This window comes from Acidovorax sp. HMWF018 (genome assembly GCF_003061035.1).
GTDB classification, from domain to species: Bacteria; Pseudomonadota; Gammaproteobacteria; order Burkholderiales; family Burkholderiaceae_C; genus Acidovorax; species Acidovorax delafieldii.
Genome location: NZ_QAIM01000534.1, coordinates 1 through 14,573 on the forward strand (window position 1 = coordinate 1; position 14,573 = coordinate 14,573).

The 14,573-nt window shown below is 65.1% G+C and carries 13 protein-coding genes and 1 pseudogene; 1 reads left to right on the forward strand and 13 read right to left on the reverse strand.

Annotated features, from left to right (window positions below; all coding sequences use genetic code 11):
* Nucleotides 1-353 (forward strand): hypothetical protein (locus DBR23_RS31570; RefSeq protein WP_233250683.1); only part of this gene is annotated, 353 nt, incomplete at its 5' end.
* A gap of 645 nt (nucleotides 354-998) precedes the next feature.
* On the opposite strand, the gene DBR23_RS22690 is transcribed toward DBR23_RS31570, so the two are convergent.
* The 13 genes and pseudogenes from DBR23_RS22690 to DBR23_RS22750 form a co-directional block, all read right to left on the reverse strand.
* A complete protein-coding gene (locus tag DBR23_RS22690) occupies nucleotides 999-1,775 on the reverse strand; it encodes an enoyl-CoA hydratase (RefSeq protein ID WP_099731277.1) in 777 nt (258 codons plus the stop codon).
* 74 nt (nucleotides 1,776-1,849) lie between these two features.
* Nucleotides 1,850-2,722 (reverse strand): acyl-CoA thioesterase II, encoded by an 873-nt coding sequence (locus tag DBR23_RS22695; RefSeq protein ID WP_199227782.1) that lies wholly within the window; start codon nucleotides 2,720-2,722, stop codon nucleotides 1,850-1,852.
* Between the two features lie 27 nt (nucleotides 2,723-2,749).
* Nucleotides 2,750-3,640, reverse strand: a complete 891-nt coding sequence (locus tag DBR23_RS22700; protein ID WP_108499664.1) for an alpha/beta fold hydrolase — start codon at nucleotides 3,638-3,640, stop codon at nucleotides 2,750-2,752.
* Nucleotides 3,641-3,853: 213 nt separating this feature from the next.
* Nucleotides 3,854-5,053, reverse strand: coding sequence for an acetyl-CoA C-acyltransferase (locus DBR23_RS22705; RefSeq protein ID WP_108499665.1), 1,200 nt, complete (start codon nucleotides 5,051-5,053; stop codon nucleotides 3,854-3,856).
* A gap of 12 nt (nucleotides 5,054-5,065) precedes the next feature.
* On the reverse strand, nucleotides 5,066-5,575 hold the full coding sequence (locus DBR23_RS22710) for a DUF4442 domain-containing protein (protein ID WP_056059404.1): 510 nt from the start codon (nucleotides 5,573-5,575) through the stop codon (nucleotides 5,066-5,068).
* Nucleotides 5,576-5,606: 31 nt separating this feature from the next.
* The gene (locus tag DBR23_RS22715; protein ID WP_108499666.1) at nucleotides 5,607-8,009 is read right to left on the reverse strand and encodes a 3-hydroxyacyl-CoA dehydrogenase/enoyl-CoA hydratase family protein; all 2,403 of its coding nucleotides are present in this window, start codon (nucleotides 8,007-8,009) and stop codon (nucleotides 5,607-5,609) included.
* A gap of 67 nt (nucleotides 8,010-8,076) precedes the next feature.
* Nucleotides 8,077-8,514, reverse strand: coding sequence for a DUF2147 domain-containing protein (locus tag DBR23_RS22720; RefSeq protein ID WP_108499667.1), 438 nt, complete (start codon nucleotides 8,512-8,514; stop codon nucleotides 8,077-8,079).
* 45 nt (nucleotides 8,515-8,559) lie between these two features.
* Entirely contained in the window at nucleotides 8,560-10,356 is a 1,797-nt protein-coding gene (locus DBR23_RS22725) for an acyl-CoA dehydrogenase C-terminal domain-containing protein (protein WP_015012460.1), read from the reverse strand.
* A 4-nt stretch (nucleotides 10,357-10,360) separates the two neighbouring features.
* Nucleotides 10,361-11,089: a TetR/AcrR family transcriptional regulator gene (locus DBR23_RS22730; protein ID WP_108499668.1), complete on the reverse strand. Its 729-nt coding sequence runs from the start codon at nucleotides 11,087-11,089 to the stop codon at nucleotides 10,361-10,363.
* Nucleotides 11,090-11,238: 149 nt separating this feature from the next.
* Entirely contained in the window at nucleotides 11,239-11,901 is a 663-nt protein-coding gene (slmA, locus tag DBR23_RS22735; protein ID WP_108499669.1) for a nucleoid occlusion factor SlmA, read from the reverse strand.
* Between the two features lie 207 nt (nucleotides 11,902-12,108).
* Nucleotides 12,109-13,560, reverse strand: a complete 1,452-nt coding sequence (locus tag DBR23_RS22740; protein WP_108499670.1) for a sensor histidine kinase — start codon at nucleotides 13,558-13,560, stop codon at nucleotides 12,109-12,111.
* A 77-nt stretch (nucleotides 13,561-13,637) separates the two neighbouring features.
* A complete protein-coding gene (locus DBR23_RS22745; RefSeq protein WP_056059420.1) occupies nucleotides 13,638-14,330 on the reverse strand; it encodes a response regulator transcription factor in 693 nt (230 codons plus the stop codon).
* A gap of 17 nt (nucleotides 14,331-14,347) precedes the next feature.
* Nucleotides 14,348-14,573 (reverse strand): annotated as a pseudogene (locus DBR23_RS22750) (acetylglutamate kinase); the annotation flags it as partial.

Consider the following 14,573-nt stretch of genomic DNA (forward strand, 5'->3'; position numbering starts at 1 on the left):
TTGTCTTGATCTGCGGCCATTGCCAAGGTCTGCTGCTTCATCTGCGGATAACGTTTGACCCCTCTCAATGGTGGACCTTAATCAGCGTTGCCTTAAGCGCCAGCATTCACTGCCTGATTTGCTATTCATTTGGAAGCAGATCGCGTGCCTATGCGAAGGACGGAGGCCGGGAGTCGCCCGGCAGGCGAGTAACTTTCTTTCGCTTGCTCGACAAGAAAGTCACCAAAGAAAGGGCGACCCTGCTGTCTGCGACCCCTTCGCTGCGCTGCGGGGCAACCTGGGGTGCTCGGTCACGGGGTGCACCGCAGAACTCGCTGCGCGCCTTTGGCGCTCCGCTCGGACAACTGCGGTGAGTCAGATCACGAAGCATGCGCGCTCCGACGCGCATGCCACCCCGCGCCCTGCGCGCCCCAGGCGCATCCAGAAGGGAACCCGCGAATCGGACATCCACACGGGCCTTTGCTTCGCTCGGCCCAGCTCTCGCAGCGCGTGGCGCGTGCGCCCGCGAGATGGGGCCGAGCGCAGCAAAGGCCCGTGCGGCTGCTTGGCTATTCGGCTGTTGGATGTTCGGCCGCCCACCCCCCTGCTGGCTGCGCCTGCGGCGGGGCGGTTGTGGGGTGGCACGCGCGTCGGAGCGCGCGTGCTTCGTGCTCTGACTCGCCGTGGCTGTCCGAGCGGCGCGCGCAGCGCAAAGCGAGTTCCATGGCGCACCCCACAACCGCCCCGCCGCAGGTTTGCCCCTTCGCACAGCGAAGGGGTCGCAGACTGGGGGTCGCCTTTTCTTTGGTGACTTTCTTTTGGCGAAGCAAAAGAAAGTTACTCGCACGCCGGGCGACTCCCGGCTCCCGCACTCCACACGGGCATGCAGTAGCCACCGCCAAAACAAGCTTCGGTAGGCTCAACCCGAAAGGATGGGGCGAGAACGAGCTATAAAAACAATAGCTGCCAGCGCTTTATATACAAGCGCCAGCAGCCCAAAATGCCTCAGAACTAGCGAATCAAACCGCGCTGAAATCAGGCTTTCTCTTCTCCATAAAAGCCGAGAACGCCTCCCGCGCCGCAGGCTCACGCAGCATGCGCCCAAAGCTCTCGCCCTCTTCCGCCATCACCTCCAGCACCTTCGCCGTCTGCCCGCCCTTCATCAACCGCTTGGTTTCGATGAGCGACGACAACGGCTTGGCTGCCAGCTTCTTCGCCTGCGCCTGTGCGACGCCATTGCACTCGGTCGGCGGCACCACGCGGTTGACCAGCCCCACTTCCAACGCGGCTTCGGCCATGAACGGCTCGCCCAACAGCAAGGCTTCCGCAGCGCGGTGGTACCCCAGCATCTGCGGCACCAGCAGGCTCGATGCAGCCTCGGGGCACAGGCCCAAATTCACGAACGGCATGGAGAACGCCGCGTTGTCGCCCGCGTAAACGAGGTCGCAGTGGAACAGCATCGTCGTGCCAATGCCCACGGCCGGGCCACACACCGAGGCGATCACAGGCTTGGGGAAGGTGGCGATGCCGCGCAAAAAACGGAACACGGGCGAGTCCTGCGTGGCAGGCGGCTGCTGCAAGAAATCGCCAATGTCATTGCCCGCGCTGAAGATCGCCACGTCGCCCTGGAACACCACCACGCGCACGCTGGCATCGGCCTTGGCGGCATCGAGCGCATCAGCCATAGCGGCGTACATGTCGCGCGTGATGGAGTTCTTCTTGTCCACGCGGTTGAAGGTGATGGTGGTCACGCCCGCTTCGGAGTGGACGAGGATGTCTTGGGTGGCTTCGGTCATGGTGATGATGGTTCCGGGTCGGATGGATTGGGACGAGAGGAATGCGGTACGGCACAGGGCGACAGGCCGACTTCCTATTCCTTGTAGTAAACGATCTGATGGCTGGTGGCCAGCATGGTGCCAGCCTCGTTCCACAGCTGCACGGTCTGGTCAAAGAAACCGTTGCGGAACTCCTGCCCGCGCGCCTGGCCGAGCAGGAAGCCAGTGCCCGTGGCCTGCAGCTGCTCTGCCGTGGCGTGGAAGTACACGGTGATCGACACCGTGCCCGCAGGCACCTGGCGCGCACGGCGCAGCCACACGCGGGGGAAGAACACATCGGCCAATGCGGACAGCGCCACAAAGTCGAGCGGCCGCGGTGGTGTGTCGCGCATCCACAGCTGCGTCAGGCTGTGGTCGCCGCTGCCGTCCCAGGTGCGCGGGATGAAGCCAGCGATGGGGCGCATCTCGTAGCGATTGAGCCATTCCACAGCGCCCAAGGGGGCAACGATGGCCTTTTGCTCTGCAGGGGGTGGCACCTGCGGCATGGGCACATCGCCCACGCTCCAGGTCTCGCGGCGCACGGCCGTGACGGCGGTGGCCGTGGTGGTGACCACCTGCGCGCCGTCGGCACCGGCCTGCAGGATCGACAGCGTCCAGTGCTGGGTGGAACGATTGGTGCGAACAGGAGTTGCCTGCACCGTGAACGCACCAGCGGTCAAAGCGCCCGCATAGTTGACAGTGAGCGACAGCGGATCGCCCAGCCGGTCGGGGTGCTGCAAGATGGCCTGCAGCAGCGTGGCAGCGGTGATGCCGCCAAACGGGCCGACCATGTTCCAGTAGCCGGGGTGGGTCTGCCCTTCGTACTGGCCCGTCGCAGCGGACGAAGCCATCAGTTGCAGCGCCTCGTCCAGCGGGTGGGTAGCGGAGGACGAAGACGCAGACGAAGAAGTGGATGAAGAGGAAGTCATGCTGCAAGTGTGCCGCGAAACGACCGCTCAGGCCGTCGTACCGGAGACTTCGCCGTGGGGCATTCCGCCGCCACCCAGGGCGGCCAGCGCAGCCGCTGCGCGCGGCCACAGGCTTTGGCGGAACTGGTCGCGAAAGAAACCAAAGTGCCCAATGCGCCGCACCTGCAGGTCGGCCGGCGTGATGCTCTCCACCCGGCGCTCGGTGTTGGCGTACAGGTTTACCAAGTTGTGCGTGCCACGCAAGGTCATCAGTTCGTCGTCCGCCATCGACAGCGCCAGCACCGGGAACCGCACCGCGCCATAACTCTGCGCCACCGCAGGCCCCTCGGCGCCCACCATGTAGGCTGGATGCAGGCACCAGCGGCGCCACTGCAGGATCACCCCCGCAGGCAGGTCGCCCACCTTCTTGAGCGTACGCCCCGGAAAGTACCCGCACAGCCGCGTTGCCAGCGGCACCAAAACCCACCAGAAATACGGAACGATGCGCTTGAGCTGGGGCGCGTTATCGCGCCAGTAGCCGCTGCCTGCGGCCACGCTGAGCAGACCATCGACCTGCTCGGGCTTCTTCAAGAGACCGGGCAACTGCGCGCCCAGACTGTGGCCCAGCAAGTACAGCGGCTGCGCAGGCAACGCGGCCTTGGCGCCAGAGATCACCGCCTCATAGTCCTGCGCCCAATCAAACAGATCCGCCTTCACATCGCGCATGGCGCCCTGCAGCGAATCGCCATGGCCTCGGTAGTCGAACGTGGTGACCCGAAACCCCTGCTGCGCCATCCACAGCGCAAAGGCCTCGTAATACGACTGCCGCACCCCCATCGCGCCGCCGATGACAACGCTGGCGCGCGGTGCGCCCTCGGGTTCGTAGACACGCAGTGCCAAAGACACCGCCCCGTTGACCTGCAAGGTTTGCTTGTTCATGTCTGTCTCCTAGGTTCAATGCTGATCTGCGCCAGCTTGAATGGAAAAGAAAAACAGGCAGTGCACTTCCCCCTGCCTTCACACCCCGCCCTCAAGGGCGTAGCGAGCGGGATCAGCTGCTAGGTGGACGGAGCACAGGAACCGGAACGTACTTCCTGTACGTGAGGATTCCGAGCACCGCCCAACGACGCAGATGGCCCGCGCAGTAGCCGGTTACAAAGCCTCGATGATGCCGGCGGCGCCTTGGCCGGTTCCTACGCACATCGTGACCATGCCGTACTTCAGCTTGTGCCGACGCAGCGCATGCACCACCGTCGCTGCGCGGATCGCACCCGTCGCCCCCAGCGGGTGCCCCAATGCAATCGCGCCACCCATGGGGTTCACGTTCGCAGGGTTCAGGCCCAGCGTATTGATCACCGCCAGCGACTGGGCCGCAAACGCCTCGTTCAGCTCGTACCAGCCAATGTCATCGCTCTTGAGACCCGCATAACGCAGGGCCGCAGGAATCGCTTCGATCGGTCCAATGCCCATGATCTCGGGCGGCACGCCGCGCGCTGCGTAGCTCACAAAACGCGCCAGGGGCGTCAGGCCAAACTGCTTCACGGCCTTTTCGCTGGCCACGATGAGGGCACCGGCGCCATCGCTGGTCTGCGAGCTGTTGCCCGCCGTGACACTGCCACGTGCCGCAAACACGGGCTTGAGCTTGGCCAGGCCTTCCAGGGACGTATCAGGACGAGGGCCTTCGTCCAGGCTCACGGTGCGGCGCTTTTCCACCACTTCGCCGGTAGCGAGATTGGGCGAACGCTCCACGATTTCGAAGGGCGTGATTTCGTCGCTGAACTCCCCGGCCTTTTGCGCCTTGATGGCGCGCAGGTGGGATTCGAGGGCAAACGCGTCTTGCGCTTCGCGGCTCACCTTCCACTGCTGGGCGACCTTTTCGGCCGTGAGGCCCATGCCGTAGGCGATGCCCACGTTTTCGTCCTTCGCAAAGATCTCGGCGTTGAACGAGGGCTTGTTGCCGCCCATGGGCACCAGGCTCATGGACTCGGCGCCGCCGGCGATCAGCACGTCGGCCTCGCCCACGCGGATGCGGTCAGCCGCCATCTGCAGCGCGGTGATGCCCGATGCGCAAAAGCGGTTCACGGTCACGCCGCCCACAGGGTGGTCAAACGCCAGGCCCACGGCGATGCGGGCCATGTTCATGCCCTGCTCGCCTTCGGGGAACGAGCAGCCGATGATGGCGTCTTCAATCGCCTTGGGGTCCAGCGTGGGCACCTGCCGCATGGCGCTCTTGATCGCGGCGACCAGCAGGTCGTCAGGCCGTGTGTTTTTGAAATAGCCGCGGCCCGAGCGCCCGATGGGCGTGCGCGTGGCGGCGACGATGTAGGCGTCCTGGACTTGTTTTTGAGCCATGGTGAAACTCCTTCAATTCTTGGGGGGGCGGCTGGAAGGAACCCAGGCCCACGTAAATACACATTCGACCGGCTCCACACCGGCTTCGTCGGTGACGGTGACTTTCACCTGCACCTCGCCCTTGTCGCTGGCCCGCATGGCGGCGCGCTGCTCGGCGGTGAGCGTGGCCACGGCCTTCAAGCCGCCCGTGGCGCGCTTCTTGAACGCCATGCTCAGCTCCTTGGCCAGCGGCAGGCAGTCGTCGCGCACGTTCATGCCCACGACCATGCCGGTGGCCGTTTCGGCCAGCAGGTTCATGGCCGAGGCGTGCACACCACCAATGTGGTTTTGCACACGGTGCTCGTTGGCAAGATGCACTTCGACCCGCTCAGGCGTGAGCGACACGAACTTCACCCCGGCCGTGCCGGTAAAGGGCACAGCCCGGCGCAAGATGATGTTCTGCACGAACCCGCGCATGAAGGCGGGGGCCTCGTCCAGGCGCATCAGCGAGCGCTGCAATTTGTTGGGGGCGTGTTCGCTCATGTCGGTCTACCGGTATCCATCGACGTCCGGATCAGTTGCGAACCGGCTTGCCGGTGGACAACATGCCCAGGATGCGCTCATGCGTCTTGGGCTGGGCGATCAGGTGGCAGAACACCTTGCGCTCCAGCGTGAGCAGGTATTCCTCGCTCACCATCGAGCCAGCATCCACATCGCCGCCACAGACCACTTCGGCGATCATGGCGCCGATCTTGAAGTCGTAGGCGCTGATGAAGCCGCCGTCGCGCATGTTCACCAGCTGGGCCTTGATGGTGGCCAGACCGCTGCGGCCGGCCACGGGGAACAGGCGCTTGTGCGGCGCACGCCAGCCGCTCGCGGCCATGGACTTGGCTTCGTTGATGGCGACGAACAACAGCTCATCCTTGTGGGGCACGATGATGTCGCTATCCAGCAGGTAACCCAGCTTGCGCGACTCCAGCGCGCTGGTGCCCACCTTGGCCATGGCGGCGGCGGTGAAGCCTTCGGTCAGGAAAGGCAGGATGTCCTTGGATGTGGAAGCTGCCATGTTCTCGGCCGCGCGGCGGGCGATGTAGGTCAGGCCGCCGGCGCCGGGCACCAGGCCCACGCCCACTTCGACCAGGCCGATGTAGCTTTCCATGTGGGCCACGCGCTTGGCCGAATACACGGCCAGCTCACAGCCACCGCCCAGCGCCATGCCATGGATGGCTGCGACGACAGGCACCTGCGCATAGCGGATGCGCATCATCAGGTTTTGCAGCTCCTGCTCGATGCTTTCCACCGCATCGGCGCCGCCGACCATGAAGGCGGGCATCGTGGCTTCCAGGTCCGCACCCACGCTGAAAGGAGCGTCGCCGGACCAGATGACCATGCCTTGGTACTCAGACTCGGCCAGTTCCAGCGCTTCCATCAGCGCTTCCATCACCTCGGGGCTGATGGCGTGCATCTTGTTCTTGATGCTGGCGATGAGTACTTGGCCGTCCAGCGTCCAGGTGCGCAGCGCCTTCGATTCAGCAATCGTGGTGCCAGCGGTGCGCCAGTCGGGCAGGCTGGTTTCGCCCAACAGGGCCTCGGGGAAGATCTGGCGCTCGTACACGGGCAACTGGCGGCGGGGCACAAACTTGTTCTGCGATGCACTCCACGAACCTTGCGCGGTGTGCACGCCACCGGCGTCGGCCACGGGGCCCTTGAAGACCCACTCGGGCAGCGGTGCCTTGCACAGCGCTTTGCCAGCGTCGATGTCTTCCTGGATCATCTTCGCGACTTCGAGCCAACCGGCTTCCTGCCACAGCTCGAAGGGACCCTGCTTCATGCCGAAGCCCCAGCGCATGGCCTGTTCCACGTCGCGGGCGTTGTCGGCGATGGTGCCCAGGTGCACGGCAGCGTAGTGGAAGCTGTTGCGCAGGATGGCCCAGAGGAACTGGCCGGGCGCGCCTTCGGCGTTGCGCAGCAGGCGCAGGCGCTCGGCAGCGGGCTTCTTGAGCATGCGCGCGTACACCTCGTCGGCCTTCTGGCCGGCGGGCACGTACTCTTCGCTTTCCAGCTCGAAGCGCATCACATTACGGCCGACCTTCTTGAAGAAACCGGCCTTGGTCTTCTGCCCCAGGTTGCCCAGCTCCAGCAGCTTTTTCAGCACGGCAGGCGTGCCAAAGCTTTCGTAGAAGGGGTCGGTCTCAATGCTCAGGTTGTCCTGCAGCGTCTTGATCACGTGGGCCATGGTGTCCAGACCCACCACGTCGGCGGTGCGGAAGGTGCCGCTGGATGCACGGCCGAGCTTCTTGCCCGTGAGGTCGTCCACCACGTCATAGGTCAGGCCGAAGTTCTCGACTTCCTTCATCGTGGCCAGCATGCCGGCGATGCCCACGCGGTTGGCCACGAAGTTGGGCGTGTCGTGCGCGCGCACCACGCCCTTGCCCAGGCCGCTGGTGACAAAGGCTTCGAGCTGGTCCAGCACTTCAGGCTGGGTGGTGGGGGTGTTGATCAGTTCCACCAGCGTCATGTAGCGCGGGGGGTTGAAGAAGTGGATGCCGCAGAAACGGGGCTTGATGCTCTCGGGCAGCACTTCGGACAGCTTGGTGATCGAAAGGCCCGAGGTGTTGGACGCCAGGATGGCGTGCTTGGCCACGTGGGGAGCGATCTTGGTGTAGAGGTCGAGCTTCCAATCCATGCGCTCGGCAATGGCCTCGATCACGAGGTCGCATTCCTTGAGCAGGTGCATGTGCTCTTCGTAGTTGGCCTGCTGGATCAGCGCTGCGTCATCGGCCACACCCAGGGGCGAGGGCTTGAGCTTTTTCAGGCCTTCGACGGCCTTGGTGACGATGCCGTTCTTGGGACCTTCCTTGGCGGGCAGGTCGAACAGCACCACGGGCACCTTCACGTTGACGAGGTGGGCGGCAATCTGCGCGCCCATCACGCCTGCGCCGAGTACGGCGACTTTTTTCACTTGGAATCGGGACATGGGTTAGGTTCCTGGTTGGGGCGTTGCGCAACACCGCAGGGGGCGCGCAAGGCCACGGGAATGGGGTTTACTGGACGCGGATCCAGGTTTGCGTGCGGCCGAACGGGCCGATCGAGCCCCGCACTTCGAGCTTCTTGCCGCCCTCGACGGGGGTCATGCGCAGGGTGTAGTTGCGGCCGTTCTCGGGGTCGAGAATCTTGCCGCCTTCCCACACCTCTTTGCCGTCAGCCTTCTTGGCACCCCGGATGATCTCCAAGCCCAGGATGGGCTTGCCCTTGCGGTCATCCGAGCATTCGTCGCAGACCTCGTCGGGCTTGGCGTCTTTGGACAGGCGCTTTTCCAGCGCCCCGTTCAACACGCCGCCGCCAATGTCGCGGATGCGGATCTCGGCCTTGGCCTCGCCGGTCTTGTCATCGATGTTGCGCCACAGGCCTTCGGGCGTCATCTGCGCCCAGGCCGGCAGCGCGCCCGCTACCAAAACAATAGCTGCTACCGCTTTGAACATCTGCGCTCCCTGGCAAAAAGGCTTGAAATCCGCATCCGGCGCCGATCAGGCCAGGGCCAGATCGGTGTCCATCAGCACCTTGCTGCCGGCACGGGCTGTGCGCATCAGCGTGGCGGTCTCGGGGAACAGCTTGGCGAAGTAGAAGCGTGCGGTCTGCAGCTTGGCACCATAAAACGGGTCGGTGTTGCCAGCAGCGATCTCGCGCAGGGCGACCTGGGCCATGCGGGCGAACAGGTAGCCGAACACCAGGTGGCCGGCCACGCGCAGGTAGTCCACGGCAGCGGCGCCCACTTCGTCGGGGTTTTGCATGCCCTTGAAACCGATCTCGGTGGTGAACTTGGTCATCTGGTCGCCCAGCATGGCCACGGGGTTGATGAACTCGGCCATGCGCTCGTTCACGCCCTCTTCTTCCACCAGCTGGCCAATCAGCTTGCCCAGCTTTTTCAGCGTGGCGCCGTTGTTGCCCAGCACCTTGCGGCCCAGCAGGTCCAGCGACTGGATGGTGTTGGTGCCTTCGTAGATCATGTTGATGCGGTTGTCCCGCACGTACTGCTCCATGCCCCATTCCTTGATGAAGCCGTGGCCGCCGAAGACCTGCATGCAGGCGTTGGTGCTGATGTGGCCGTTGTCGGTGATAAAGGCCTTGACGATGGGGGTCAGCAGGGCCACGAGTTCTTCGGAGTCCTTGCGCACCTTTTCATCGGGGTGGCTGTGCACCTTGTCCAGCAGCAGCGTGCAGAAGATTTGCAGCGCGCGGCCACCTTCGGCATAGGCCTTGGCGGTGAGCAGCATCTTGCGCACATCGGGGTGCACGATGATGGGGTCGGCGTCCTTGTCCTTGGCCTTGGGGCCCGACAGGCTGCGCGACTGGATGCGGTCCTTGGCATAGGCCAGAGCGTTCTGGTAAGCCACTTCCGTCAAGCCCAGCGACTGGTTGCCCACACCCAGGCGGGCGGCGTTCATCATCACAAACATCGCGGCCAGGCCCTTGTTGGGCTGGCCCACCATGGTGCCGATGGCGCCGTCCAGCGCGATCTGCGCGGTGGCGTTGCCGTGGATGCCCATCTTGTGCTCCAGGCCCGTGCAGAAGATCGGGTTGCGCTCGCCCAGCGAGCCGTCGGCATTGACGTTGAACTTGGGCACCACAAACAGGCTGATGCCCTTGCTGCCCTTGGGCGCATCGGGCAGGCGAGCCAGCACTAGGTGAACGATGTTGGCGGCCATGTCGTGCTCACCAGCGCTGATGAAGATCTTGTTGCCGGTGATCTTGTAGGTGCCGTCGGCCTGGGGTTCGGCCTTGGTGCGCATCAGGCCCAGGTCGGTACCGCAATGGGGTTCGGTCAGGCACATGGTGCCGGTCCATTCGCCGCTGGTCAGCTTGGGCAGGTACAGGGCCTTCTGGGCGTCGGTGCCGTGGGCGTGCAGGGCTTCGTATGCGCCGTGCGACAGGCCGGGGTACATCGTCCAGGCCTGGTTGGCCGAGTTCAGCATCTCGTACAGGCACTGGTTCAGCACAAAGGGCAGGCCCTGGCCGCCGTAGGCCGGGTCGCAGCTCAGCGCTGCCCAGCCGCCTTCCACGTACTTGGCATACGCGTCCTTGAAGCCGGTGGGGGTCTTCACTTCGTGCGTGGTCTTGTTCAGCACGCAGCCTTCGGTGTCGCCGCTGATGTTGAGCGGGAACGCGACTTCGGCGGCAAACTTGCCGGCCTCTTCGATCACGGCGTTGATGGTGTCCACATCCACTTCGGCGTGGGGGGGCATCGCCTTGAATTCATCACTCACCTTGAGCACTTCGTGCATGACGAATTGCATGTCGCGCAGGGGCGGCGTATAGGTAGGCATGGGTTTACTCCTTGGATGGGGTGGTTTGGTTGGAAACTTTGCGGCGCGCCACCGTGGGTGCCTTGGCGGCGGCCGCGGTGGCGCTGTAACGCGCCAGGATGTTGTGAAAGCCCACGACGGCTCTGTCGATAGAGCCCGGGGTCTGCAGGAACCGCGCTTCGTAGTGCAGAGCGAGGATCAGGCCGTGGATCTCGAAGAGCATCTGCTCTTCCTTGGTGTCGGCCCGCAGCTCGCCCAGCTCCTTGCACTGTTCGATGGCGCGGCGCATGGCGGCATGCCAGGTCAGCACCGAGCTGGCGAGTGCATCGCGCACGGGGCCGGTGCGGTCGTCAAACTCGACCGCGCCGCTGATGTAGATGCAGCCCGAGTCGATTTCGATGGAGGTGCGCTTCATCCAGTTGTCGAACAGCGCCGACAAACGCGCCACGCCACGCGGGGCGGACATGGCGGGGTAGAACACTTCCTGCTCGAAGCGGGTGTGGTATTCGCGGATCACGGAGATCTGCAGCTCTTCGCGGGAGCCAAAGTGGGCGAAAACGCCCGACTTGCTCATGCCGGTGACGTCTGCCAGCGCCCCGATGGAAAGGCCTTCCAGCCCGATGTGCGTGGCCAAGCCCAGCGCGGCCTCGACGATGGCCGCCTTGGTCTGCTGGCCTTTTTGCAAGGCACGGCCGGTACCACTGCGAGCGCGCGGGATGCGGGTGACCTGGCGGGATTCGGGGATGGAGGACATGGGCACGAATAAAAACGAACGTTCGTTCTATTCTGCAGCAAATTCCCTGCAGCCCCCAAGCCCCCGGAAAAAATAGGGAGACCCATCCAAACCACCCGTTGCAGCCGCGCCACCCCCGTCGTGATGCGCCGCCTCAACAGCGCGGATCGCTACAACATCAGCGCCAGGCTGGCTTCCAGGTGCTCGGTGGGCAGGCGCCGAAACCCCGAGCGGGCGTAGCACTGCAGGCGCCCGACCACAAAGGCCGTCAACACGCTGGCCGCCACCTGGGCGTCCACCGTGGGCGTGCTGGATGCAGCCGTAGTAGCCCGCAGGCACTGGCGCAGGGTGGATTCGATGCGGTCAAAAAACTGGTTCATGCGCTGCTGCAGGCGCTCGTGCTCGAACACCAGCGCGTCGCCCACCATCACCCGCACCATACCCGGGTTGCGTTCGCCAAACTGCAGCACCAGGGCCACGATGCGGGCGGCCTGGCGCGCGCCCGCGTCGGCAGGCTGTGCGGGGTCAGGCACGTCGCGCCCGGTGATCTGCTGCACCAGCGTGAACACCGATTGCTCGATGAAATCGATCAAGCCCTCGAACATCTGCGCCTTGCTGGCGAAGTGGCGGTACAGCGCGGCCTCGCTGACGGACAGCCGTGCGGCCAACGCGGCGGTGGTGATGCGTTCAGCCCCCGGCTGCTCCAGCATGGCGGCCAGGGCCTGCAGGATCTGGACGCGCCGTTCCCCGGGCTTGGGCCGCTTGCGTGCAGCCGCAACATCACCCGCTTCGGCGGTACTGGCAGGCTCGGGGAGGGGCGAGATTTCAGACATGCAGGACAGGGACTCCGGTGGGGCCCTGCTCCCGGTGCGCATGCCACTGGGCATGGTCGGATCACTGCAGGGCGTGGATCACGATGTCACATCTTGCCGCAGCCAGGAGGGGCCGGGCCGCCACCTGTTTGCACAAGTCAATCGTGTGTGGAAATGATTCTCGCACAGGCCCCTTGTCGGTCCGGACGGCCCGGGGACCCCGCACGACTACAGCGGAAACACCACCGTCACCAGCAGCCCGCGCCCCTGGGGGCCCGTGCCCAGCGTCAGTGCGGCACGGTGTACCCGGGCAATCTCGTCCGCAATGGCCAGGCCCAGGCCCGTGCCCTCGCCTCCCGCGCCGGGCACGCGGTAGAACCGCTGCAACACGCGGGTACGCTCAGACTCCGGCACGCCGGGGCCGTCGTCCTCCACCTCCACGTAGGGCCGGGGCGGGCCCGCGCGCCCCTGGCGCAGTCCGCAGCGGATGGTCACCACGCCCCCCGCAGGTGTGTATTTGATGGCGTTGTCCACCAGGTTGGACAGCAGCTCGCGCAGCAGCCAGCCATGGCCTGTCACATGCACCAACTGGACATCGAGCCCGAGGTCCAGGCCCTTGCCGGTGGCTGCGTCCAAAAATGTTTCCAGCAGCGACTCGCACAGATCCTTGAGGTCCACCCGCTGCGGCGGCTGCGCGTCCAGGCTGCGGGCGTCCGCGCGAGACAACGCCAGCAGCTGGTGCGCCAGCTGAGAGGTGCGGCGCGTGGCGTTGCGCAGCTTCTCGATCTGATCCGCTCCCAAAAAAATAGCACCTTGTGCACGATCTTCATGCGCTAGCGGCATTTTCCGGTCGAAATCCGGGAATGACGTGCGTGGCGGCGCTGCCGCCTTGGCCATCATGGCCCAGGCCTCCACCTGGGCCTGCAAGCCCGCCAGCGGCGTGCGCAACTGGTGCGCCGCGTCGGCCACAAAACGCCGCTGCCCTTCGGCCTGTGCGTTGACCAGCGCAAACAGGCGGTTGAGCGAGTGCACCAGGGGCCGCACCTCGTCGGGCGAGGCGGCCTCGTCGATGGGACTGAGATCGCGGGGAGAGCGGCGCTCCACCGCCTCCGCAAGCCCCACCAGGGGTTTGAAGGCCTGCCGCACCGCCCAATGGATCGCAAAACCCGCGGCAATCAGCAATACGAGGTTGGGCAACAACACCCTCAGGAGCAGTTGCTGCGCCCATTTCTGGCGAGGGTCCGACCCGTCGGCGAGGGCCACGACCAGTTCGCCCGCCCCCGTACGCCCGCGTTGCGCCGCCACCCGGTACGTCACGCCGCCGAACTCAACGCTGTGGAACTCCGGGGCCTGTGTGGTGGGCACGGCGCCGTGTACCCAGCCCTCTCCGAGCAACAGGCGCCCCGAGGTATCGCGCACGCTATAGGCCGCAAAGCCCGCGTTCTGGCGCAAAAACTCTTCGATGGGCGGCGCCAGCAGCAGCAGCGGTGGGTCGTTGTCGTGGATGGGCGGCGCCAGCACCGAATCGGCCAGCGCGGGCAGCAGCCGCACCAGACGCTGGTCGTGCTGGCCAGCCGCCTCATCGGCCGACCGGTAGTCCAGCCAGACCCCTGCCAGCACCAGCACACACAGGGGCAGTACCAGCATCAGCAGCAGCCGGGTGCGCAAGTCCGATGTCATGGCGCGCAGGCCGGGCCGCCGGGAAGAGTTTTTCCAAAGCATGGCGAGGCGGCGAACTGGGCGCGGAAAATTCCTGCTCAGGTTGCCTGCAGTTCAAGCCGGTAGCCAAAGCCCCGTATGGACCGCAGCGCCACACCGTGGGGTTCCAGCTTGCCCCGCAGGCGCGAGACATACACCTCCACCGCGTTGGGGGTGATCTCCTTGTCCCACCCGGTCAGTGCCTGCAGCAGCTTGTCTTTGCTAGCAGGCTTGGGGGCGTTGATGAGCAGGTATTCGAGCACCGTCCACTCGCGCGGGCCCAGTTCGATGACCTGCTCGCCAGCCGGTGTGCGCATGCTGGCCCGGCGCCCGGCAGTGTCCAGCTCCAGCGGGCCAAAACTCAGCACAGCCGTAGTCGCGGCCTGGGAACGGCGCAACAGCGCACGCAGGCGCGCCAGTAGCTCAGGCAGCTCGAACGGCTTGACCATGTAGTCATCCGCCCCCAGATCCAGCCCCTGCACCCGGTCATGCAGCGCGTCACGCGCCGTCAGGATCAAAACTGGCATCGCGGGGCTTGCCATGTCAGGGCGGCGCAGGCGGCGTGTCAGCTCCAGGCCGTCCATGGCGGGCAACCCGATGTCGATGATGGCTGCGTCAAACGACTCGGCGCGCAGCACCTCTTCGGCCCGCTCGCCACTGCCCACCCAGTCCACCGCATAACCCGCATCGGTGAGCCCCAGCTTGATGCCGCTAGCCACCATCACATCGTCTTCGACCAACAGCAGACGCATGGAGACCTCACGCGGGGTCAGTGAGACCGGATCATGGTGCCGTAGGCCTGGTCAGTCAGGATCTCCAGCAGCATGGCATGGGGCACCCGCCCGTCAATGATGTGCACCGCATTTACACCCGCCTTGGCGGCATCCAGCGCACCGGCAATCTTGGGCAGCATGCCGCCCGAGATGGTGCCGTCGGCAAACAGCTCGTCGATGCGGCGGGCTGTCAGGTCGGTCAACAGGTTGCCGGCCTTGTCG